The organism is Allobosea sp. CCNWLY174, from assembly GCF_037120455.1.
Classification (GTDB): Bacteria; Pseudomonadota; Alphaproteobacteria; order Rhizobiales; family Beijerinckiaceae; genus Allobosea; species Allobosea lupini.
The window spans coordinates 1-21,110 of record NZ_JBBBBQ010000011.1 but is presented as its reverse complement, the minus strand read 5'-3'; the positions used below and the strand labels follow the sequence as shown (position 1 = coordinate 21,110).

The following is a 21,110-nucleotide window of genomic DNA, read 5'->3' as shown; positions in this document are numbered from 1 at the left end:
CGACTGGGAAAGGGCCTGAATTGCACCAGCCGACGCAGGGGCGCTTCCACTTCGATCGTGCCGAGCTTTGGGCCGATGGTCTGATCCATGGGCTCGGAATCGTGCTGGGGGTCGGCGCAGTCGCGTACCTGATCGTGCGCGTCGTCGCAGCAGCGCCGATCCCTGATGTGATTCCCGTTGCGATCTACAGCTGCGCGCTGATCGCCGTTCTCATCATCTCCGCCATCTACAACATGCTGCCGGTTTCGCCGGTGAAGTGGCTGATGCGGCGTTTCGACCATTCGGCCATCTACCTCCTGATCGCGGGAACCTATACGCCTTTCCTGGCGCGAATGGGCGAGAGTGCGGCGGCGCATGTCCTCCTGGCCGTCGTCTGGATCGCATCGGCTGTCGGCGTCGTGCTCAAGGTCGCCTTACCCGGCCGATATGATCGGCTGTCGATTGCGCTCTATCTCCTCATGGGCTGGAGCGGCATCTTCGCCTGGGAGAGCATCGTGCAGCTTCCGAGCCTCGCCTTGTGGCTGATCGTGACGGGCGGTCTTCTTTACACGCTGGGCGTGGTCTTTCACATCTGGCAGACGCTTCCCTTCCAGAACGCCATCTGGCACGCTTTCGTGCTCGTCGCCTCCGGCTGTTTCTACGGGGCCGTGTTTCAGGCCTATGCGATCGCTCCATCGAGCTGACGGCGCTTAGGGCCTTTCACGGAGCGGCTGGCGGGTACTCGCTCGCAGCCTCGGGAACTGGGAGTGACCCTGCCGATAAGAGCCAGCGGCTCCGGGAGAACCATATTCCTCTGCGGCATGCGTGTGTCACGATCGCCGCGACAGCTCCGATTTTTGATTTGATCTCAATGTGATGTGCTACTGTTAGTCTCAGCTCCTCAGGCTGACGCAAGCAGGAGACGGAAATGGCGCATCACTATGACGTCGGCGACCAGGTCAGCCTGGCTTTCGGCTTTCACGACCAGAATGCCATCGGGCTCTATACGGTCACGCGCCGCTTGCCCTCTCTTGTCGACGGCGAGCCTCAGTATCGCGTGAGGGGTCTCGATGATCGGGAACGCGTGATCGGTGAAGCGCAGATCAATGGTTCAGCCCGACAACGCAATGCGGATCGGCCTGCCCGGTCACGCCACCCAAACAAGCCACTAACCGAGATGTTCGGTCCTTCGGGCACCGAAAAGAAATAGACACGCAAATTTCTTGAAGGCCGTGCTCCCATTCCGGGCGATGCAGAAGCTTCTCTTTCAGCGAGCTGTTTCTGACTCCATCTGAAACCTCGGAAAATGCTGCCCATGGAAGGGCTCGCGATAATGCCGGCGCCATCTCCGCAGCGGATTGCGCTTTTCGGCGATCAGCCCATCATGCTTGCTGGCCTTAACGCACTTGTCGGAGCAGTCCCCGGTGCGACCATAATCGGCGTGCCATCGACGATGTTTGATGCGGTCGAATTCATTCGCTCGCAGAGCCCCGAAGTAGCCATCATCTCTATCGGTACGCTGAGGCCGGCCGGTCTTGCCTTCGTAAGGCGCATTCTGGGCGTGTCACCGCTCATTCTGATCTTGCTTGTCTGCGATGATCGCGATGCGAGCGCGATCAAGGCAGCATTTCAGCTCGGCATCGCAGGTTATCTGCTGAATGGCGCTTCCAACGACAGACTGCTGCAAGCCCTAAAGGCTGTTCGGGCCGGCGGGCTGTACCTCGATGGAGGCCTGGCGCTGTCGATGCGAGAATTAAGACGCCCCATAGGCAGCCTGGAAAGTCGCCTCGACAACCCGGATGACGCACTGAGCGAACGCGAAATACAGGTTCTCCGACTCGTCGTCTCAAACAATTCGAACAAGAGCATCGCCCACCAGACCGGCTTGAGCGTCAGGTCAGTCGAAACCTATCGCTTCCGCGCCTGTAGGAAACTAGGTTTGTCTTCGCGAGGAGACATCATGCGATATGGCTCGGATCGTGGATGGACGCTTTTTGATTGACGACCTGGGGCCTTGGTCGCCGCAGGCCAGATGACTGTCTTTCCGGCAGCTCCATTTTATTGAGCATTGCGACATACTCGACGCGAGGCCGTTGGGTCCTCGTCACCGCCAAAATCCGCGGTTACCTCGCGGTTGCCGTCTCGTCGGTCCACGCTATTCCACCAGCGTCCGGCGGCTTCACGCCAGTCCATCCAATGTAATCTGGAAGGGAGCGATGCGCGTAAATTCCAATTGACAGCCACAAACGCCAGTGGAACACCAGAACACTAAAGTAATTCACCTGCCGAGGTTGGGCGCGAGGGTTCGAATCCCTTCGCCCGCTCCAGACAATCTCAATAGCGCCATTTACTTGCCGGGCCGCGAAAGCGGCCCTTCGCTGTTGAGCAAACGATGCTGCCACTATGCTACCTCGATTGAGCATAGCACCGTGCCGCCGCCTTCCGGCTCCCTTGTCGATTCAGGCCTCTGCATTCATCGCGTCCCGTTTCGGCGCGACGCCGAAGGTGCGGGAATACTCCCGGCTGAACTGGGACGGGCTCTACCCGAGACGTTTCCTCGGTCAAGGAGTGCTGATCGAGCGATTCCGAAAGCCGGCCCGCAGCCGCACTTTGGACGCCCTATTCTGGTGATTTCCGACCACGACCGTCTCGATGTGGCAATTCGTCGGCCGTGGCGGCTTAATCGTTGATTTCCGGCCCGGGAAGCGGACGTCACCGGCTCGGGTTCGCTGAGCGTTTCTGACCCATGGCGATGTGGGCGGCCGAACCTAGCAAAATGAAGTCGGTTCGACGCTGCTGACTTGTCCCGTCCTGAATGAATGCCGATCTCCTGGCGATGATTCACGAACGCATCAGGGTGATCGACCTTGAGACTGCGGGAGGCGGCCCGCAAGACGTCTGCGAGATCGGATGGCAGGATGTCGCGCGTGACGCCGGTGGCCGTTGGCTCATCAACGAGGAGCGTGGTTCGCTCTTCGTCGATCCCGGGCGTGCGATCTCGGCTGACACCATGGCCGTCCATCACATCCGCGATATCGACGTGGTGGGCGCGCCATTCTGGAAGCAGATCGCGCCGTCCGTGCTGCGCCCTGAAGGCGGCGTGGTCGCGCTCGCGGCCCATCGGGCCGGCTTCGAGATGCGCTACTGCTCCGCGTCGCTGACCGGAGGCGCACGCTGGATTTGTACCTGGAAATGCGCGCTGCGGCTGTGGCCACATCTTCCGCGCTTCTCGAACCAGATGCTGCGCTATCAGCGCATGCCGGAGGGGCTGATCCACGAGCTCGGTCTTCCGGCCCATCGGGCGATGCCTGACGCCTATGTCACCGCCCATCACCTGCGCGACATGCTCAATGAGGTATCGCTCGACCAACTGCTGCTCTGGAGTAGCGAACCCGGGCTTCTGCCGCGCGTGCCTTCCGGCCCGGCCCGCGGCAAGAGCTGGGATCAGGCCCCCGAGGCGGCATTGCGCAACTTGGCGCTGGATCGCGACATTGATATCCGCTTTAGCGCCGAGACGGAGTTGAGGCGGCGAGGAGAGCTTCTGGGCCCGGAGCCGTTGACACCCGTCCAGCCGAGCCTGCTGTGATCGCACGTCCGGAGGGAATGCGTGTGAGGAGGCCAACTGGAACGTCGTTGTGCTCCGGCGGTTGACAGGCCGGCCCCGAAGGCAGACTTCGGGTACGGAATCTCGGGCATGACATCGGCTTCATCCCCATCGGTCGCGGAATGGCCGCTTCCTTCATCCACGACGCTTGGCTCCTCGGTCAGGATGAAGGGGATCGAACGCGAGCTGCGCCGTCGTCTTCCTTGGACCATGCGGAAGCACCTCACTGTCGATGCTGGGCTCGTCATCCTTTCGGTGCCTGACGCGGAGCACTTCGCTGCGCTCGCCAGCCGTATCGGCGATGCGCTCGAAAGCATCACCGAATTGCCCATGCTTCCGAGCGAGATCGAGGATGTCCTCGGGATCTCCTCGCGCGAGCGCCACAAGTGGCTGGAGGACGGTCGCCTGCGAAGTGTTGGGACGCGTACCGTGAAGCTCCGCGGACGCGCCCGCACTGTCACCTTCCACGTCTTCGACCCACGACACATCGAGACAATCCTCGACGGCGACCTGCCCACAATCTGGCGGGAGGAGGATGCGATCCGGAGCGCCGAGAATCGTCGGCGCGCTGCGGCGAAGGCAGCCCTCGCCCGGAAGCGGAAGGCCGCCTCCGGTCCTGGCGAAACCGAGCGGGAGGCCGCCGAGGAGGCGTCGCCAAGCCTCGCAGGCTGGGACGAATTCGACGCCGACGGGCTGCTTCGGTGATTTGGGGCAAGGCTGCAAGCGGTCGGTGGGACACACAGTTCGTACTGGCGCCAGTTGCGGACAGTGAGCCTTGGCCCGAAACCAGATGGTCAACTACCCGTCTGGCTGGAGCAGCGGGCTGCATCGTCGTCTCCAAAGCTGCCCGCTTGCCCCCGACTGTCAAAAGACCCGGCGTTCCTTGCGGATCGAGCCGTCGCGATGAACGTCAAGCTCGACCTTCTCGCCGCGCGAGTTGGTCGCCGAGACGACCATGTGCTTCTTCTCGGGGCGCATCTGGCCGGCATAGGCGAAGCCTGCCTTCTCGATCAGTGTCTTGATCGCGCCCTCGTCGCGCACCAACGTCGTGTCTTCCTGCTTCCTGATCCGGCCGTCGAACTCGACATGGAGCTCATAGCTGCGACCGTCCGCTGCAACAGCCGCGACCTCGGCGTGATGCTTCTTGACGTCGATCACGCGGGCATCGCGGAAGCCGGCCGTGGTCACGGCCTGTATGACGGTGTCCGCGCGATAGGCCGTGTCGGCTCCGCGGCGGCCGCCGGGGCGCTCGCCCGGTCCGGCATCGGGCCCGCGGCCGAGTTCGATGCGCGGACCGCCCGCTTTCGCGATTGCCGAGGCATGGACGAAACCGTCGCGTTGCATACCGTCGACGACGACCTTGTCGCCCGGCGCGAGCGGTGCGCGCACGCGCCCCTCGGGGCCGGTCTCGACGAGCGTTCGTCCGGCAGGCCCCTCGACGATGACCTTGTTGCCGAAGACCTCGCGAACCTCACCCTCCAGACGCACCATGCCGACACTCTGGGTCGAAGACGGCGGGGCCGGCTGGCCGACGGCGGAGACGATGCCCGACAGGCTCGCTACGACGGCGGCCGGCGCCAGGATGGCAAGAGGAAGATATGATTTCAGGGACATCAGCGAAACTCCTGTTGCGATGAAGCGTATCCTGAACCGACATCGCCATCACCAGCCTGAACCCTTCCGTTCAGTTTCGGTTCAGGCGGCTCCGATAGGCCACCACGATGAGAACGCTGATCGCCCTCGCGCTTCTAGCCTGCCTATGCGGTATCGGGGCGGCCAGTGCGGCACCGTCCGGCAAGATCGGCCAGGCGCGGATCGGTGAAGCCCGGGCGGCCGCAGTGGCGCAGGAGCGCGTCATGGGCGAGGTCATCGATGTCGAACTCGACGACGCCGAAGACGATGAACCCGGAGATGAAGTCTACGAGGTCAGGCTGCTGACTCCAGTGGGGGATGTGATCAGCGTGCGGATCGCTGCGATCGACGGTCGATATCTCAGCGCCGAAGGGCCCGATCTTGCCCGTGCGCTGCGTGGGACTGCGACAAAGCGGCCGACGCCATGAAGCTTCTGGTGATCGAGGACGATCCGGCCCTGTCGCGCTCGCTGTGCGACGCTTTGCGGGCGGAGGGCTGCGCCGTCGATCTTGCCAGGGACGGCGAAGACGGGCTGCATCTGGGCTCGACCGAAACCTATGATGCCGCGCTCGTGGATCTCGGCCTGCCCAAGGTGGATGGCCTGCGGATCATCGCCGAATGGCGCCGCAGCCAGCGGCAGCTGCCGATCCTCGTGCTGACCGCCCGCGACGACTGGACCAGCAAGGTCGAGGGTTTCAAGGCCGGCGCCGATGACTACCTCGTCAAGCCGGTGCGGGTCGAAGAGGTGATCATGCGGCTGCGTGCCCTGGTGCGGCGCGCCGCGGGGCACGCCAATCCCGAGATCGTTTGCGGGCCGCTGCGCTTCAACGCGCAGATCGCGACCTTCACCTTCGAGGGGCTGCCGCTCAAGCTGACAGCTCTGGAATGGCGCGTCCTCTCGACGTTGATCCTGCGGAAAGGCTTGACGGTGCAGCGCGGGGAGCTGTTCGAGCGGGTTTATGAGGGCGACGCCCAAACCGATTCCAACTCCCTCGAGGTCATCGTCGCGCGGCTGCGCAAGAAGATCGGCGCCGGGCGGATCGAGACGGCCCGAGGTCTCGGCTACCGGCTGGTCTGCGATGGCTGATCGGCGCCGTCCTTCGCTTGCGCGTCGGCTCTGGCTGGCTGCGGTCACCTTCGTCCTGATCGCTCTCCTGATCGCTGGCGTGGTGATCGACCGCGCGCTCGACCGGTTCACGGCCCTGCAGATCGACCAACGCCTCGATGCGCAGCTGCTGGCACTTGCCTCGGCGCTCACCGTCGGCTCGGACGGTGCGGTCCGGCTGCGGCGCGATCTCGATCTGCCGCCCTACGACCGGGCCTTGTCGGGCTGGTACTGGCAGGTGACGGGAGGCGACGCACTGCTGCGCTCGCGCTCGCTCGGTGACGCGACACTGGCTCTGACGGAGCCGGTCAAGGGGCCGCGCGAAGAGCCGCTGCATTTGCGCCACCGGACCGTTCGGCTCGCGAGCGGCTCCGAGCCCTTCGAACTCGTCGCGGCAGCGCCGCGCGAAGCGCTGAGTGCGCCGATCCGTACCGCACGGAGGACGCTGGCCATCACGCTGGGCGCCCTTGCGCTCGCGCTGATGGGCGCGGTCACGGCTCAGGTCTTCCTCGTCCTGCTGCCGCTGCGGCGCCTATCGCGGGCGCTGGCGGACGTGCGCGCCGGCCGCACGCGCAGTGTCCCGGAGAATCAGCCGGCAGAAGTGGCCGACCTGGTCGTCGAACTCAATGCGTTGCTTGCTCAAAATGCCGACCAGGCCGAGCGTGCACGAAGTCATATCGGCAATCTCGCCCATGGCCTGAAGACGCCCTTGGCGACGCTCGCGGCGGAGCTCAGGCCTGGACACGATGTCGATCGCGAAGCTTTGCGCGCGCTGGTTGAGGGTATGGACAGGCGCATCGCCCATCATCTGCGTCGTGCCCGTTCCGCTGCGCTGCTCGGCGGACGACATTTCCGGACACGGCTCGCCCCCCAGATCGACGATCTCGTTCTGGCGCTGTCCAAGATCCACGTCGATCGCAGCCTGCGCTTCAGCGTCTCGATACCGGGCGACATCGAGCTGGCCTGCGACGTCAACGACGTCAACGAGATGTGCGGAAACCTCCTCGACAACGCCTGCAAATGGGCGGCGTCGGAAGTCGCGATCAGCGCCGAGCGCCTTCAACACAGCGTCGTCATAAGTGTTCGGGACGACGGCGTAGGCATCAGCGCGAACGCGGCGGAGATTGCCCTAAGCCGCGGCGGGCGGCTCGATGAGGTCACACCAGGAACAGGATTTGGCCTCCCGATCACGCGAGAGATCGCGGCCCTTTACGGAGGTGACGTCAGCTTGAACCAGCTGCAGCCGGGTCTGCTTGTCAAACTGACCCTCCCAAGCGCCGATTAGCGAAAATTCCGCCACAACTCGGTCTCCTGGGCGCGGCCTTGCTGCCGGTGATGCGCCAATAGCTGGCTCTGCTGCGCTGCCGGAAGCCGGACGTTCGAGGAGCGAAATTGCCCTGCAGCGCCGATACATCCCAAGCTACGATTGGGCCCTCTGAGCCCTCATTTCCCGTTTCCGCCTGCAATCGAGAAACCAAGCTGCTGCATTCCGTGTTGCGGGCGTACCGGCTGGACTCCAGCTCTCGGTATACGCTGGCTGTCATGTCTTGTTCGAGGATCCCGCGCTTCACATGCACCATCGGCATCAGGGTCGGCCCCCGTCGGCCACGTTTGCGCGAGGCTCGGCTTGCTGCGCCGTGAGGAGGCCTCTCGTCGTGGCTGTCATGACTCCGGCAGCGACATCCGGGTGATCCATCGCACCGTGCACCACCACCGAGTGGGACGCGAAAGCGATGCCGCGCTCGGCGAATACTGTCATGATCCTCTTCAGTGCCTCTCGGCGGATCTCGGTTGGCTTTCCTGGCCGAACCGTGAATTTGAGACGCACGACGAGCGCCGCCTCCTGAATATCGGCGACGCCCTGCAGCTTGAGCTGCTCGAGGAATTCGGGTGCGAACTCCGGATCGGCCAGCAGCTCTTCGCCGACCTTCTTGACGGTCTTGCGCACCAACTCGAGATCGACGTCGCGCGCCAGCCGCAGGTTGAACTTGACGATCAGCCAGTCGCGACTGCTGTTTGTCACGGAGCCGAGTTGGCCGAACGGAACGGTATGCACCTGGCCATGGTGGTGGCGAAGTCGGACGGAGCGAAGCGAGATGCTCTCCACCGTCCCCTTGAGTTGCCCGGCCTGAATGTATTCGCCGATGCGAAAGGCGTCGTCCGCCATATAGAACAGGCCGGAAATGATATCGCGCACCAGTGATTGGGCGCCGAAACTGAGAGCGAGCCCAAAAATGCCGGCGCCTGCGAGCAGCGGAGCGATGTTGACCCCCAGCTCTCCGAGAGCGACCAGAATCCCCGTTCCCAGCAGGAGGAAGGTGATCCCCCACTGGAGCAGAGGAATGACGGTCAGGAGCCGCGAACCGGGCTGGAATTCGTTGTCCCCACCCGGGACATAGCGGGTGACGGTCACGAATCTGGCGCGGATCCAGGTGCTGACCAAGGCCGACAGGGCATAGGCGACGATGATGACCACAGCCGCCCGCGCGATGCTCTCATTGACCTCGATCCAGCGCGGCTCCCCGAGCCAGGCTGGAAAGTCCATCGCGAGAAACCGGGCAACGATCAGAACCACGCCCAGCGTCGCGGCAAGGCGCACGATCGTAACAAGCGCTCGCGCCAGGTGCCATGGCAGGGACGCATTCGCTCGCTCCTCCCCATGGGCGTTGCAGTAGGCCTGCAGGAGCCGATCGACGATGAACGCTCCGACGACGATCCCGCCGATCGAGATCGTTGCGACGTAGAATGGAAAGTCGAGGGACATGACGCCATAGATCCAGGCGATCCCGGCGGCAGCGATGGCGATACCGGAGCCGATTTCGCACACCGGCAGGCGCGTCGGAGCCTCGGCGTGGAAGCGGCGTGCCGCGGTCCACATCAACGCGGTGGCGATGATACCCGCCGCTACGCCCGAAGCCTGCCCGGCGGGCCAGCTCATTCCGGCTTCAAGCAGCAGCGGTATGACCGTTACGAAGGCGACGGCCAGGAACAGCGAGGCCGTCAGGAACGGCATGGCACGCCGGACTTGGGCATCGCTGGCCGAGATGAGGCGCAGCGGCGGCTCGCTCGGGCGCAGCAATATCCGGACGGCCGTCATGATGATTCTGAACCGGAGCACGGTATCGACCACGGCGATCCCCAGCCGGGCCATGAGCGTACTGTCGCCCAATGCAATCTCAACCAGGATGGCCGCTGCCAGCAACATCACGATCAGGTCGCCGACATCACACGCAAAAGCGGACATGAGCCGGGTCGTCCTCGAGGCACTCATGCGCGCCCTTGAGCGCGAGATTCCCCGGCGCATGGCATGCGGAAGCAACAACAAGAGCGCCACGATGCAGGCAGCACGCCAAAGAAGTCCGGGATGGCCGCTGGTCAGTATACGAACGGCCGCATCGCTGGTTTCGCCGGGAATTCGCGAAATCGCGGTCAGGATCGGCCAGAACAGGTCCCGGATGGCGGTGAGGCCCTGCGCCAGATAGCTGACGAGGCTTCGTTGCGTTGTGATGCCGGCGGAGGATGCCTCGGCACTCGCCCACGCCGCACTCATCCATCCGATCGCAGCGCAAGCGGCAAGGGGGAACATCGCGGAACAATGCCGTGTGAGGTTCACTGGCATGCGTTCGCGTATCTGCGGTCGCTCGGACATGGCTCCCTCCGCGCGGTCAAGACGTCTCTTGGTGCAGGCGGCTCATGTCAGCCGGCGCTTCAGAGCGAGCTGACATCGCCATCGCGGGCGAAGAAGCTCTCGGGCGCCAGCAACTGCAGGCGCGCCTCGCGGTCACGCAGCACAGCGTCGTCCGCAGTCGGCGCGTGATGGAGGCAGGCGAGCCGTCGGGCGCCCGCCGCCCGCATCAATGCGAGCCCGGCCTGCCAAGTCGAATGCCCCCACTCGCGATGCGCCGGGTAGTCGCTGTCGGCGCACCACATCGCGTCATAGGCGATCAGGTCGGCATCGCGGCAGAAGCGGACCAGATCGGGATCGGGCGCGTCGCCCATGTGCTCGTGATCTGTCAGGATCACGAAGGCACGGTCGCCATGGTCGAAACGATAGCCGCAAGTGGCGACGCCGTGGCGCAGGGTGACGGTACGGATGACGGTGTCGTCCAAGGTGATGTTCAGGCCTGCTTCGAAGCTCGCGGCGTCCAGACGCACCGGCAGCGAGGCGAATCCGATCGGGCTCAGTGGCTCTTGGAACAACAGTCTCAAGCTCTGATGAACGCTGATGTCGGTTCGTCGCGGCGCGCGAATGCCGAGGGTGAAATCCGGGCTGAAGAGCGGGGCGAATCCGGTCAGCCCGATGACATGGTCGAGATGGACATGGGTCAGGAGCAGCCAGGCCGAGCGCCGTCCCCCGGCGAGCAGGGCGCGTCCCAGCTCGACCGCGCCCGATCCGCAGTCGACGATGAAGGTTTGCTCGCCGATCGCGACCTCGATGCAGATCGTGTTGCCGCCGAAGGTGCGGAAATGCTCGCCCGACACCGGCATCGAGCCGCGTGTGCCCCAGAACCGGACGCTGAAATCGCTCATCGCAAACCTCACTTCGTCTGCAAAGCGTGAACGGGCTGCCAGTCCGGCGGCGGCGGGGCCGTGAGCAGATCTCGGCAGCGCTCCGCCAGCGCCACGGCCGGGCCGTCGCCCGGCTTCTGCGCCAGGCAGGTCTCGATGAGGTGCAGCGCATCGCGGAAGCGGCGCTGCCGATAGGCGGCGAGTGCCCGCTCGTAGCATTCGACCCAGGCCGGGCAGATCGTCGTCGCGGACAGTCCGAGGAGCTCATAGACGGTGACGCCAAGGTCGCGCCCGTAGACTGCGATGCTGTCGACCTCGCGCACGAGGATGGCTTGGCCCGCTTCGCGCCGTGTCTCCTCGCTGATCAGGATCGCGGTGCCATAGGCTTTGTTGGCACCTTCAAGCCGGCTCGCGAGGTTCACGCTGTCGCCGATCGCGGTGTAGTTCAGCCGGGTCCGCGATCCGATATTGCCGATGATGGCCTCGCCCGAATGCAGGCCGACGCGCACCTTGAGCGGCTGCCCTTCGGCATCCATCAACCCGGCCGCTGCCGTCTCCGCGACGATGGCGAGCGCGGCACGGCAGGCTTCCAGGGCCGTATGCGGCTGCGGCCGCGGGGCACCCCAGAAGGCCATGACCGCGTCGCCGATGAACTTGTCGACCGTGCCTGCACGCCGCTCCACCGCTTCCGAGGCGAGTTCTAGAAACCGGCTGGCGACCGGCAGCACGGCCGGCCCGAGGCGCTCGGCTAGACGTGTGAAGCCGGCGAGGTCGGCGAACAGGATGGTGATGCGGGCCGACGTGCCGCCCGGCTCGGCCCGGCCGCCATGCGCGACCAGTTCCCGCACCAGATCGACGGGGATGAAGCGGCCGAAATTCGCCAGCCCCGCCGCCATGCGCGCGAGGGCCGCGGAAAGTTGGTCGATCTCGATCAGGCGCGAACGACGATGGACCAATGCGTCGAGCTCGAAGCGTTCGAGATGGGCCAGATCGGCGACCACCGCACGGATCGGCTGGACCAGCAGCAGTTTCGCCAGGGCAGCGGCGACCAGTCCCGCCAAGGCGATGGCGAGGGCAAGGCCAATGCCCACGCGGCGGGTGGTCGCATCGATCTCCCCCAGGAAGTCGCTTTCCGGCACGATGACCGCGAACTGCCAGCCTTGGAAATGCAGTGGCGACAGCCCGACGGCGAAGCGCTCCCCGGCCAGCTCGACGGCGATGCGTTCGGGCACCGGCTCGCTTTGCTCCGCCCGCTGCGCCAGCGCTGCGCCGATGCGGCGGCTGACCTTGATCAGCTTCGTGCGATCCCGGTCATGGCCGGCCGGCTCGACGACAAGGCGGCCGGCGGGGTCGATGACCGCCGCGCCGCCGGTCCGGCCGACCGCGATCTGCCCGAGGAGCCTGGAGAATTGCGAGAGTGCCACGAAGGCGCCGAGGCGACTGCCATCGGACAGCCGGCCGACATAGGCAACCGCCGGCCCTGCCTCGGCTGGGTCGATGGCGGAAACCCAGCCCGGTGTGGAGCCATCGGCCGCCGGCCAGATCCCGGCCACGGTCTGCAGCCGGGGCTCGCTGCCGCGCTTGCCGGGCTCGATCGCCGCGACAGTGCCCTTCGTCCCCTCATGGGCCAGCGCGGTAACGAGCGACATGCTTCCAAGCGGCTGCGTCAGGGCCGCGTCGCGTGCGGCGAGCGAGCTGTCCCGTTCGATCAGCCTGGCGGCGGCGCCCCAGGCAGCTTCTGCGCCGGTGACCTGCGCCCACCACTCGTGGCGGACCGAGGTCGTGACCTGTCGCTCGATCTCGATGGCAAGCGCCGTGCTGTTGCGCGTCGCGGTTCGCCACCAGGCGATATGCACGCTGCCGGCCACGATCAGCACGCAACCGAGCGCGAGCGTCGTCAGGATGGTCTGCAGGCCCGTGCGCATCGTGGCCTCCCGCAACGGCCGGCCGTCAGCCGGAGGGATGGGTGGTTTCGAGGGCCTGGAACACCACCGCCAGCACATAGCCGAAGATGGCATGGCCGATCAGGCTCATCAGGGAGAGCTGCAGGTTGTCGCCGATCAGCAGGAAAGGCAGGCCGGCTAGCGGCGCCAGCAGGCCGAGCGCGATGAAGTAGGTGACCACCCCCCAGAGCCAGCCATCGGCGGGATGGCCGAGCCGCACCAGCCGTGTCGTCAGCCAGTAGCCGAGAGGGTAGAAGATGAAGCCGGTGACGTAGTGCAGCGCCTTGGCCCAGACATCCGGAACGGAAAGGCCGAACTGGCGCTGGAACAGCAGCTTGACCAGCGCCGGCGGTTCGAGTGGAAAGCCCGCGAAGAGCTGCGTCGGCCAATTGGCCCAGATCTCGTAGAAGCCGGTGGCGGCGAAGCCTCCGAGCACGAGATGCCAGCTCTGGCGGGCGGTGGGGACCAGGCGGGCGATAACCCCCGGTGTGTTGGTGGCGGTCGTCATGCTCATGAGATCCTCCTTGGAAGTCGGTTGCCGCGGAACTGGCGGTTCAGAGGTATTCCTGGTGAAGGTCGACGGTGGAGCGCTGGCCAATGTCGTCGAGATGCGCGGCGATCCACTGCGCCGCCGCGGCGCGGCCGAGATCGCGCAGGCGCGTCAGGAAAGACCAGCTCGTGTTGAACTTCGACGCGATCGAGAATTCGGCCATCGCATCGTCTGAGCGGATCGCGTGGATGAAGACGCGCCGCAGCTTGTCGCGGTGCTCGGGGCGGATCCAATCCTCATCGATCAGCTTGGTGGCGAAGGCGATCGCCCGCATCTCGCGGATCAGCGAGGAATTGAAGCTGATCTCGTTGATCCTGTTGAAGATCTCGGAGGGGTCGTTCGGCACGTCCGGCCGCACGATCGGATTGATGTGGACGACGAGAATGTCGCGCGCCTGCGCATCGTAGATCAGCGGGTAGATCGCGGGATTGCCGACATAGCCGCCATCCCAGTAGTGATGGCCGTCGACCTCCACGGCCTGGAACAGCATCGGCAGGCAAGCGGAGGCCTGGACGACCTCCGGCGACATCATCTCATTGGTGAAGATCTGCGGCTTGCCGGTCTTCACATTGGTCGCGCAGAGCCGCAGGCGGGTGCAGCGGCACGCCCGCAGGGCGTCGAAGTCGACGACGCTGGTCAGCACGTCGCGCAAGGGGTTGAAGCCGAGCGGATTGAGCTGGTGCGGCGAGAAGGTCCGGGTCAGGGCCTCGAAGAAGCGGTAGCTGACCGGCTCCTTGACGCCGAAACCCTCCAGCCAGAGATCGAAGGGGGTCTGCTGGTAGGGGCTGGCGGTCCGGCCGGCGCGACTGATCCGATGCCAGAAGAGCTCCAGCAATTCGCGGGCATGCGCCTTGCCGCCGGCCATTTTGCCATAGGCGTAGACGACGGCGTTCATCGCACCGGCGCTGGTCGCGGACAGGCCGTCGATCTCGATGCGCCCGTCCTCCAGCAGCATGTCGAGCACACCCCAGCCGAAGGCGCCATGGGCGCCGCCGCCCTGGAGGGCGAGATTGATGGTCGGCGCATTGGCGCCCGGGACATCCGCCATGCCTTCCGGCTGCGAGCGGGCTTCGTGATCGAGAACGGTCGACGGGGACATCAGGCGGCGTCCTTCTGCTGGAGGGTTTCTGTCGCGGGCCTGGCCAGCGCGATCTCGCGGCCGGTAATCAGGCGGGCGCCGCGCTCATAGGTCAGGTAGGACCAGAGCCAGCTCGTCGCGACGGAGAGCCGGCTACGGAAGCCGATCAGGAACCAGACATGTGCGGCCGACCAGAGCAGCCAGGCCGGAAAGCCCGTGAGCCGGAGCCAGCCCAAGTCGACGATCGCGAATTTTCTGCCGATGGTGGCCATCGAACCGGCATCGCGATAGCGGAACGGCATGGGCTCGGGCGCCGAGAGAACGCGCGTCGCGATCAGACTGCCCACCCAATGCCCGGCCTGCTTCGCCGCCGGGGCGACACCCGGCAGCATGGCGCCGTCCGTTCCGGCATAGGCGGCCGTGTCGCCGATGACGAAGATCGCGGGATCGTCCGGCAGCGAGAAATCCGCCTCGACCTTCACTCGGCCGGCGCGATCGACCGGAGCATCGAGCCAGCGCCCGGCAGGCGAGGCCTTGACGCCCGCGGCCCAGATCACGGTCCGGGCCGGAAGGCGCATCGCGCCCAGCATCACTCCCTCGTCCGAGACATCGATCACCATGGTCCTGATTGCGACGCTGACGCCCATGGCTTCGAGCGCATGATGAGCCGAGCTGCTCAGCTCCTCGCGGAAGCCCGGGAGGATGCGCGCCCCGGCCTCGACCAGCACGATGCTGATGTTGTCGGAACTGATGCGGCGGAAGTCGCGGCCGGCCGCATGGCGGACGAGCTCGGCGATGGCGCCCGCCATCTCGACGCCTGTCGGGCCGCCGCCGACGATGACGAAGGTCAGCAGTGCCTTGCGGATCGCCTCGTCGTCTTCGAGCTCCGCTTCCTCCAGCGCCTTGAGGATCTTGGCGCGGACGCGGGTCGCATCGTCGACCGTCTTGATCCCCGGCGCAGCCACGGCCCAGTCGTCACGGCCGAAATAGCTGTGCCGGGCGCCTGTCGCGACGACGAGATAGTCGAAGGGGATGCTGCGGCCGTTCTCGGTTACCACGCGGCGGGCGCGGCGATCGACATCGACGACCTTGTCGAGCACGACGCGGGCATTGGCCTGGCCACGCAGCACCGAGCGGATCGGCGCGGCGATGTCGGCCGGCGAGAGGCTGGCGGTCGCGACCTGATAGAGCAGCGGCTGGAACAGGTGGAAATTGCGCCGGTCGACGATCGTCAGGTCGACGGGCGCATGCTTCAGGGCGTGCGCCGCAGCGAGGCCGCCGAAGCCTGCGCCGATGATCACAACCCGCGGAACGGTAGGTGTCGTCGCTATGGCGGCCATGGCGAATTCCTCGCTTTGCTGATCAGTGAGCCGTCCAGGCACCGTCGACCGGGATCGCCGTGCCGGTCATCGAGGCGCCAGCCTCGGAGGCGAGGAAGACGGCCAGGGCGCCGATCTCCTCGACGGTCGCGAAGCGCTTGTTGGGCTGGGCCGCGAGCAGGATCTCCTTGACGACGCGGTCGCGTGCGATGCCGTGCGCCTTGGCCTGTTCCTCGATCTGCTTCTCGACGAGCGGCGTCCAGACATAGCCGGGGCAGATTGCATTGACGGTGACGCCGTATTCGGCGCCCTCCAGCGCGACTGCCTTGGTGAAACCGACGATGCCGTGCTTGGCGGCGACATAAGCCGACTTGAACGGCGAACCGACGAGGCCATGCGCAGAGGCGACGTTCACGATCCGGCCGAAGCTGCGCTCCTTCATTCCGGCGAAGACGGCCCGCGTGGCGTGGAAGGCTGCCGAGAGGTTGAGCGCGATGATCGCGTCCCAAAGCTCGACCGGAAAGGCCTCGACCGGCGCGACATGCTGGATGCCGGCATTGTTGACGAGGATGTCGACCTGGCCGAAAGCCGCCACCGCGCCCTCGATCAGCGCGGCTACGCCGGCCGGTTCGGCGAGATTGCTGCCGTCGAAGCGCACGGTGACGTCGCCGGCTGCCTCCAGGCTCAGACGCGTCTGCTCGATGCTGCGCGGATCGCCGAAGCCGTTGATGACGAGATTGGCTCCAGCGCCCGCCAACGCCTTCGCAATGCCCAGGCCGATGCCGCTGGTGGAGCCAGTGACGACGGCGGTCCGGCCTGCGAGAGGGCGTGGATGGCTGGTGGTCGCGGAAGCGGCTGTGGCGTGGACGTTCATCGCATCTCTCCTTGCTGCGGAAGAGGATGCGGATGGCGGCCGGCTCCGGGAAATGCCGATGCGCTGTCGTGACCATAGCCGCCGGCTATGGCGATTTTTGTTGCCGCGGCCGGGCGGCGCGAGCAGCCTCGCCTCATGAGCGACACGTCCCTTGCCGAACGCCTTGCCGAGCTGCGCCAGTGGCTCGCGCGCGAGCGCCCGCAGATCGCGCAGGCCTATGACCGTATGGTCGAGCATCTTGCACGAACCGGTGCTGGGGCCGGGGCCTTGCGGGCCGGCGACGCGATGCCGGCCTTCGGTCTGACCGCGGCCGATGGCCGCTTCGTCACCTCGGCCGAGCTTCTCTCGACCGGGCCGCTCGTGCTCAGTTTCTATCGCGGTGCCTGGTGTTCCTATTGCCAGACCGAGCTTACGGCGCTGCGCGATGCCCATGATGAGATCGCCGCGCTGGGTGGGCGCGTCGCCGTGGTCTCCTGCGAGATCGGCGGTCGCGGGCTGGCGGTCGCACGCCAGCACGATTTGCCGTTCGACGTACTCAGCGACGTCGATCTCGGCCTCGCCCTGGCGTTCGGGCTCGTCATCTCTGTGCCTGGCGAGGTTCGCGAGATCTATGAGCATCTCGGCTACGATCTGGCGCGCATCAACGGTAACCCGTCCTGGTTCTTGCCGATCCCGGCGACCTATGTGGTGGCGCCCGACGGTCAGATCGCCTCAGCCTTCGTCGAGCCGGATTTCCGCTATCGCATGGATCCGGCCGAGATCCTGGCGACACTGACCCGGCTCAAAGCGGCGCCAGCCTGACCGCATCGTCCCAGTCGCGGGACCGCGCGAGGCGCAGGCAGGCCTCCGTTGCGGTCTGGAAGGGGCGGCCGGCGACCACCGCAACGGCAACGCTGCGCGCCGGGATGGTCTCCTCGAAGGGGATCATCGCCAGGCCTTCGATCAGGGGAACGCTCGCCGGCAGCACGCCGAGGCCGAAGCCGGACCGGACCAGACGCTGCAATTCGTCGGTGCCCTGCACATGATGGCGGAAGCGCACCGCGACATCCTTGCAGGCGCAGACGAACTTAAAGCGCTCGTGATCGACGCAGCTGATCTGATCGATCATCTCAGCGCCGACGAGATCGTCGAGCGCGATGCTGGTCTTGCGAGTCAGAGGATGGCTCTGCGGCGCGACAAGCCGGCTGCCTTCCTGGAAAAGCGACCAGCTGCGCATGCGCTCGGGCAACTCCACCGCATCGCTCAGGAAGACCAGATCGAAATCGCCCTCCAGAGCGCGGGCGACGAGATCCCTGTGCGGCAGTCTTACGAGCGTGAGATCGAAACCGTTGAGGCAGGTGTTGAGGCTTTCGAGCAGGCCCGCCAGCACCGCCGCGGAAACCGTTTCGAGGATGCCGAGGCGCAAATGCGCCATGTCGCCCTTGCTGACGCCGCGCGCCAGTTCCTTCGCCGCCTGAGCCGCGACATAGGTGCGCTCCAGATGCGGCAGCATCAGCCGGCCGAGCTCGGTGAGATGCGTGTTCTGCCGCTCGCGATGCAGGAGCAATCCGCCGAGCTCATCCTCTAGCTTCTGGATGGCGCGCGTCAGCGACGGTTGTGCGACATGACACTGCTCCGCGGCGCGCGTGAAGTTCAGGCTGCGCGCGACCGCCAGGAAGTAGCGGATCTGATGCATTTCCATGCCAATCCCCCGGATGGCAGACTTGGCCGCGCTGCTCGATGGTGATCTGGCGCCATCGGGTGGATATTCGCGGGCGCGGGCGGTTTGGTTACAGGCAGCTGCCGGAAACGCGCCGCCTCTATCCGCGCTCCGCCGCGCCCGCATCGCGGTCGAGCGTCATGGCAAGCCCAGCGGCCGCAGACAGCGTCACGCCGATGGCGAGCACGGTCGCACTCCAGCCGAAGCGTTGGAAGACCTGGCCCAAGATGACGCTGCCTACGAGGCCGCCGAGGAAATAGCTCGCGAGATAGAGTCCACTCGCCGCGCCGCGTTCGCGTTGCGCCGTCCGGCCGACGTGGCCTGTCGCGATCGCCTGCGCGGCGAAGGTGCCGATGGCGAAGAGGACCAGCCCGCCGAGCACGGCCGCCAGGGACGGCAGCAGCAGCAGCGGCAAGCCGGCGAGCGCGACGCCCAGGCTCGCCAGGAGACTCCGCCGCGTGCCGAGGCGCAGCACCAGCCAGCCCGCAAAGAGCGTGGTCGCGACCGAGGGCGCGAAGACGAAGTAGACGAAGCCGATCTCCATCATCCCGAGCGCCAAAGGCGGCGCAGTCAGGACGAGGTTCACATAGGTGAACAGTCCGATGAAGGCGAAGAGGATCAGGAAGCCGAGCGCGAAGCTCGCGCGAAGCTGCGGATCGGCGAGATGCAGCCGCAACGCGCCGTTGACGGGGGCCGTCGCTGTCGCCATCGGAGGGGCGCGCCGCACGGTGGCATGCACCAGGACGGCGCCCGCCAGATTGAGAACGGCGAAAGCATAGAAGGTGGTGGGCAGCCCGAACCTGTCGGCGACCGAGGCCGACAGCAGCCGCCCGAAGAAGTTGCTGGCGACGTTTCCAGCGATATAGGCCGCGAAGGCCGCCGCGCCGTCACTGGCCGAATAATGCTCGCCGAGATAGGCCAGCATCAAGGTGAAGGCCGCGGCCATGAACACACCCTGCAGCACGCGCAGGCCGGTGAAGGTCGCAAGATTCGGCGCGCCGGCCAGCAGCGCGGTCGGTATCGCGAGCAGGGCGAGGCTGATCATGATGCCGCGGCGCCGGTCGATCGAGGCGCTCAGATAGGATGTGGCGAGGCTCGACAGCGCCATGCCGATGGTGCTCGCATTGACCGCAACGCCCATCACGCCGGGGCTCGTGCCATAGTGCCGGATCAGCGCCGGCAGGATTGCCTGCATGGCGAACAGATCGACCAGCGTCAGGAAGGCCGTCAGCGCGATCACGAAGGTTCGCAGCCAGGAACGCGGGTTCGTGACCGGCATCGCCATGGCGGCCGGAGCGCTCTCGCTTCGCATCATTCCCATCCTCGGGATGCAGCCGTGCCCGGGCCCGGCTCAGTTCGGGTTTTCCTCGGTGGTGTAGAGCGCGCCGACCCGCCAGCCGTCGGGCGTGCGCACGCACAGCACGTTGACGAGGAACGCGATCCGTTGCGGGTCAGCTCTGGAACCCAATGTCAGCTTCAGCGGCTGGAAGAGCACTGCGCTGACCGGGCTGACCTCGACGACCCGCGCACGCTCGCGATCCGGCTTCACCTCCCAGACATCGGAGCGTTGGAAGGCGCTCATGCGTTCGATCATCCGGTCGGCGCCCCAGAACGCCTTGCCATCGCTGATCCAGACGAAACTCGGCGAACCCACATCAACGCCCGCACCGCCTTGGTGTCGCGCGCGTTCTGGGCGGCGACGAACCGCTCGTAGAGCGATGTGACAGCACGTTCAGTCTCGGTCTCGGCCGCGGCGGGCGCGGCGAAGGACAAGGCAACCAGGGCGATGAAGACCTTCGTCAGCATGACGACCTCCGACAGGATGCGGGTTGGATCGGGGCACCGGATGGCGGGCGGCGAAGGCCGGCCCGCATCGGCATGATCGGGCGTTACATGTCGGGATCGTCGAGCATGTCCGGCGGGACGATGTCGGAGGAGAGCAGGACCACTTCCTTGCCCGACTTGTTCTCCCACCAATGGGCGTGGCCGGGCCCGAATTCGGGCGTCCACTCGCCGGTCCGGTGGGTGATTGGGACCGAGCAGAAGGCGCTGTGCTCGATGATCTCGCCGGAGGCGACGTAGACGATCGAGGGGCGGTCGTCATGGCGATGGAAGGGCACGATCCCGTTGACCGCGACGGTCAGGCGGCGCGTGCGCAGGCGCAGATCGCCGAGATTGCGCCAGCCGGTGACGTTCACGACGGACAGCGTTTCGCGCCGGATGCCGACGTCGGGCGCGTTCTCGACCGTGCGCGGCTGCTTCAATTGCTTGTCGGCCGGGCAGGTGCCGGCCTGCGCTGCACTGATGCCCTGGATGAGCGCAGCAGCGCAGGCGGCCCCCGCCAGCAGGCCGCGGATTGCAGGTGCGTATCGTCTCGACATGACCGTCTCCTTCCTGAATGTCGCGCAATGCCGCGACCGGAAGGCAGCATCCCGGAGAGATCGAGCCGGCTGAAATATCTGCTTTCTCTGGTTTCGATAGCCGAAAGCTATTTCACCTGCTCATCGATCGCGGGCCATGATCGCTGTCGCAGAGCAGGCTGGACTGCCGCGCATTCCGCCACTGCCGTCAGCATTGTTCAGAGCGCCGCATCGACACGGGTCCGTGAAGCGAGTTGAACGGCGCTTGATCGAGCCGCTGCGAACTCCCTGAAGAGCGCCCCTTTGCGGCGCGGCAATGGAGCAGCCCATGTCCTACGCCTTGCATCACGATCTCTCCGGCGACCGCGTCACCATCTCCAGCGATGCCGCGCGCCTCGCCTGGAACGATACGCTCGAAGCGCTGCTCGCCCATGCCGCCGCCACGCCCGATCATCTCG

The 21,110-nt window shown here is 65.9% G+C and carries 22 protein-coding genes; 9 read left to right on the top strand and 13 right to left on the bottom strand.

The window, feature by feature from the left end:
- The first annotated feature begins 20 nt into the window (after positions 1-20).
- The 5 genes from trhA (at position 21) to V7S63_RS24410 (ending at position 4,288) form a co-directional block, all read left to right on the top strand.
- On the top strand, positions 21-683 hold the full coding sequence (gene trhA / locus V7S63_RS24430; protein ID WP_336532136.1) for a PAQR family membrane homeostasis protein TrhA: 663 nt from the start codon (positions 21-23) through the stop codon (positions 681-683).
- Between the two features lie 224 nt (positions 684-907).
- Positions 908-1,189 carry a hypothetical protein gene (locus V7S63_RS24425; protein WP_100962811.1) on the top strand — a complete coding sequence of 94 codons (282 nt, stop codon included), beginning with the start codon at positions 908-910 and terminating at the stop codon, positions 1,187-1,189.
- A gap of 105 nt (positions 1,190-1,294) precedes the next feature.
- Entirely contained in the window at positions 1,295-1,981 is a 687-nt protein-coding gene (locus V7S63_RS24420; protein WP_336532135.1) for a response regulator transcription factor, read from the top strand.
- Between the two features lie 813 nt (positions 1,982-2,794).
- Positions 2,795-3,565, top strand: a complete 771-nt coding sequence (locus V7S63_RS24415) for a 3'-5' exonuclease (RefSeq protein ID WP_336532134.1) — start codon at positions 2,795-2,797, stop codon at positions 3,563-3,565.
- Positions 3,566-3,793: 228 nt separating this feature from the next.
- Complete coding sequence (locus V7S63_RS24410) at positions 3,794-4,288, top strand: hypothetical protein (RefSeq protein WP_336532133.1); 495 nt, start codon at positions 3,794-3,796, stop codon at positions 4,286-4,288.
- A gap of 159 nt (positions 4,289-4,447) precedes the next feature.
- On the opposite strand, the gene V7S63_RS24405 is transcribed toward V7S63_RS24410, so the two are convergent.
- Positions 4,448-5,197, bottom strand: a complete 750-nt coding sequence (locus V7S63_RS24405; RefSeq protein WP_336532132.1) for a hypothetical protein — start codon at positions 5,195-5,197, stop codon at positions 4,448-4,450.
- Between the two features lie 107 nt (positions 5,198-5,304).
- On the opposite strand from V7S63_RS24405, the gene V7S63_RS24400 reads away from it, so the two are divergent.
- From V7S63_RS24400 to V7S63_RS24390, 3 genes are read left to right on the top strand one after another with little or no spacing between them, the layout of a single operon-like run.
- Positions 5,305-5,643, top strand: a complete 339-nt coding sequence (locus V7S63_RS24400) for a PepSY domain-containing protein (RefSeq protein ID WP_336532131.1) — start codon at positions 5,305-5,307, stop codon at positions 5,641-5,643.
- Positions 5,640-6,302 carry a response regulator transcription factor gene (locus V7S63_RS24395; protein ID WP_091842484.1) on the top strand — a complete coding sequence of 221 codons (663 nt, stop codon included), beginning with the start codon at positions 5,640-5,642 and terminating at the stop codon, positions 6,300-6,302. The genes V7S63_RS24400 and V7S63_RS24395 overlap by 4 nt, the downstream gene beginning before the upstream one ends.
- A complete protein-coding gene (locus tag V7S63_RS24390) occupies positions 6,295-7,605 on the top strand; it encodes a sensor histidine kinase (RefSeq protein ID WP_336532130.1) in 1,311 nt (436 codons plus the stop codon). The genes V7S63_RS24395 and V7S63_RS24390 overlap by 8 nt, the downstream gene beginning before the upstream one ends.
- Before the next feature lie 300 nt (positions 7,606-7,905).
- On the opposite strand, the gene V7S63_RS24385 is transcribed toward V7S63_RS24390, so the two are convergent.
- From V7S63_RS24385 to V7S63_RS24355, 7 genes are read right to left on the bottom strand one after another with little or no spacing between them, the layout of a single operon-like run.
- A complete protein-coding gene (locus V7S63_RS24385; protein WP_336532129.1) occupies positions 7,906-9,969 on the bottom strand; it encodes a mechanosensitive ion channel family protein in 2,064 nt (687 codons plus the stop codon).
- A gap of 59 nt (positions 9,970-10,028) precedes the next feature.
- Complete coding sequence (locus V7S63_RS24380; protein ID WP_336532128.1) at positions 10,029-10,850, bottom strand: MBL fold metallo-hydrolase; 822 nt, start codon at positions 10,848-10,850, stop codon at positions 10,029-10,031.
- Positions 10,851-10,858: 8 nt separating this feature from the next.
- Positions 10,859-12,754 (bottom strand): adenylate/guanylate cyclase domain-containing protein, encoded by a 1,896-nt coding sequence (locus V7S63_RS24375; protein WP_336532127.1) that lies wholly within the window; start codon positions 12,752-12,754, stop codon positions 10,859-10,861.
- 25 nt (positions 12,755-12,779) lie between these two features.
- Positions 12,780-13,286: a hypothetical protein gene (locus V7S63_RS24370; RefSeq protein ID WP_100962820.1), complete on the bottom strand. Its 507-nt coding sequence runs from the start codon at positions 13,284-13,286 to the stop codon at positions 12,780-12,782.
- Between the two features lie 40 nt (positions 13,287-13,326).
- Positions 13,327-14,421: a patatin-like phospholipase family protein gene (locus tag V7S63_RS24365; protein ID WP_336532126.1), complete on the bottom strand. Its 1,095-nt coding sequence runs from the start codon at positions 14,419-14,421 to the stop codon at positions 13,327-13,329.
- A complete protein-coding gene (locus V7S63_RS24360) occupies positions 14,421-15,740 on the bottom strand; it encodes an NAD(P)/FAD-dependent oxidoreductase (RefSeq protein WP_100962821.1) in 1,320 nt (439 codons plus the stop codon). Before V7S63_RS24360 ends, V7S63_RS24365 begins: the two co-directional genes overlap by 1 nt.
- Before the next feature lie 22 nt (positions 15,741-15,762).
- Positions 15,763-16,593 (bottom strand): 3-hydroxybutyrate dehydrogenase, encoded by an 831-nt coding sequence (locus V7S63_RS24355; protein WP_100962822.1) that lies wholly within the window; start codon positions 16,591-16,593, stop codon positions 15,763-15,765.
- Positions 16,594-16,728: 135 nt separating this feature from the next.
- On the opposite strand from V7S63_RS24355, the gene V7S63_RS24350 reads away from it, so the two are divergent.
- Positions 16,729-17,394: a peroxiredoxin-like family protein gene (locus V7S63_RS24350; RefSeq protein WP_336532125.1), complete on the top strand. Its 666-nt coding sequence runs from the start codon at positions 16,729-16,731 to the stop codon at positions 17,392-17,394.
- On the opposite strand, the gene V7S63_RS24345 is transcribed toward V7S63_RS24350, so the two are convergent.
- The 5 genes from V7S63_RS24345 to V7S63_RS24325 form a co-directional block, all read right to left on the bottom strand.
- Positions 17,375-18,274, bottom strand: coding sequence for a LysR family transcriptional regulator (locus tag V7S63_RS24345; protein WP_336532124.1), 900 nt, complete (start codon positions 18,272-18,274; stop codon positions 17,375-17,377). The genes V7S63_RS24350 and V7S63_RS24345 overlap by 20 nt on opposite strands.
- A gap of 118 nt (positions 18,275-18,392) precedes the next feature.
- Complete coding sequence (locus tag V7S63_RS24340; protein WP_442896513.1) at positions 18,393-19,613, bottom strand: MFS transporter; 1,221 nt, start codon at positions 19,611-19,613, stop codon at positions 18,393-18,395.
- 30 nt (positions 19,614-19,643) lie between these two features.
- Positions 19,644-19,874: a hypothetical protein gene (locus tag V7S63_RS24335; RefSeq protein WP_336532122.1), complete on the bottom strand. Its 231-nt coding sequence runs from the start codon at positions 19,872-19,874 to the stop codon at positions 19,644-19,646.
- A gap of 8 nt (positions 19,875-19,882) precedes the next feature.
- Positions 19,883-20,098, bottom strand: coding sequence for a hypothetical protein (locus V7S63_RS24330; RefSeq protein ID WP_336532121.1), 216 nt, complete (start codon positions 20,096-20,098; stop codon positions 19,883-19,885).
- A gap of 83 nt (positions 20,099-20,181) precedes the next feature.
- On the bottom strand, positions 20,182-20,673 hold the full coding sequence (locus tag V7S63_RS24325; protein ID WP_336532120.1) for a cupin: 492 nt from the start codon (positions 20,671-20,673) through the stop codon (positions 20,182-20,184).
- Positions 20,674-21,110: the final 437 nt, after the last annotated feature.

Excerpts from the sequence above, each read along its gene's own strand:
- V7S63_RS24350 (WP_336532125.1), top strand. The coding sequence starts at position 16,729 with ATGAGCGACACGTCCCTTGCCGAACGCCTTGCCGAGCTGCGCCAGTGG.
- V7S63_RS24425 (WP_100962811.1), top strand. The coding sequence starts at position 908 with ATGGCGCATCACTATGACGTCGGCGACCAGGTCAGCCTGGCTTTCGGC.
- V7S63_RS24410 (WP_336532133.1), top strand. The coding sequence starts at position 3,794 with ATGCGGAAGCACCTCACTGTCGATGCTGGGCTCGTCATCCTTTCGGTG.
- V7S63_RS24395 (WP_091842484.1), top strand. The coding sequence starts at position 5,640 with ATGAAGCTTCTGGTGATCGAGGACGATCCGGCCCTGTCGCGCTCGCTG.
- V7S63_RS24360 (WP_100962821.1), bottom strand. The coding sequence starts at position 15,740 with ATGGCCGCCATAGCGACGACACCTACCGTTCCGCGGGTTGTGATCATC.
- V7S63_RS24325 (WP_336532120.1), bottom strand. The coding sequence starts at position 20,673 with ATGTCGAGACGATACGCACCTGCAATCCGCGGCCTGCTGGCGGGGGCC.
- V7S63_RS24385 (WP_336532129.1), bottom strand. The coding sequence starts at position 9,969 with ATGTCCGAGCGACCGCAGATACGCGAACGCATGCCAGTGAACCTCACA.
- V7S63_RS24415 (WP_336532134.1), top strand. The coding sequence starts at position 2,795 with ATGAATGCCGATCTCCTGGCGATGATTCACGAACGCATCAGGGTGATC.
- V7S63_RS24405 (WP_336532132.1), bottom strand. The coding sequence starts at position 5,197 with ATGTCCCTGAAATCATATCTTCCTCTTGCCATCCTGGCGCCGGCCGCC.
- V7S63_RS24390 (WP_336532130.1), top strand. The coding sequence starts at position 6,295 with ATGGCTGATCGGCGCCGTCCTTCGCTTGCGCGTCGGCTCTGGCTGGCT.
- V7S63_RS24335 (WP_336532122.1), bottom strand. The coding sequence starts at position 19,874 with ATGAGCGCCTTCCAACGCTCCGATGTCTGGGAGGTGAAGCCGGATCGC.
- V7S63_RS24345 (WP_336532124.1), bottom strand. The coding sequence starts at position 18,274 with ATGGAAATGCATCAGATCCGCTACTTCCTGGCGGTCGCGCGCAGCCTG.
- V7S63_RS24420 (WP_336532135.1), top strand. The coding sequence starts at position 1,295 with ATGGAAGGGCTCGCGATAATGCCGGCGCCATCTCCGCAGCGGATTGCG.
- V7S63_RS24330 (WP_336532121.1), bottom strand. The coding sequence starts at position 20,098 with ATGCTGACGAAGGTCTTCATCGCCCTGGTTGCCTTGTCCTTCGCCGCG.
- V7S63_RS24340 (WP_442896513.1), bottom strand. The coding sequence starts at position 19,613 with ATGGGAATGATGCGAAGCGAGAGCGCTCCGGCCGCCATGGCGATGCCG.
- V7S63_RS24375 (WP_336532127.1), bottom strand. The coding sequence starts at position 12,754 with ATGCGCACGGGCCTGCAGACCATCCTGACGACGCTCGCGCTCGGTTGC.
- V7S63_RS24355 (WP_100962822.1), bottom strand. The coding sequence starts at position 16,593 with ATGAACGTCCACGCCACAGCCGCTTCCGCGACCACCAGCCATCCACGC.
- V7S63_RS24365 (WP_336532126.1), bottom strand. The coding sequence starts at position 14,421 with ATGTCCCCGTCGACCGTTCTCGATCACGAAGCCCGCTCGCAGCCGGAA.
- V7S63_RS24370 (WP_100962820.1), bottom strand. The coding sequence starts at position 13,286 with ATGAGCATGACGACCGCCACCAACACACCGGGGGTTATCGCCCGCCTG.
- V7S63_RS24400 (WP_336532131.1), top strand. The coding sequence starts at position 5,305 with ATGAGAACGCTGATCGCCCTCGCGCTTCTAGCCTGCCTATGCGGTATC.
- V7S63_RS24380 (WP_336532128.1), bottom strand. The coding sequence starts at position 10,850 with ATGAGCGATTTCAGCGTCCGGTTCTGGGGCACACGCGGCTCGATGCCG.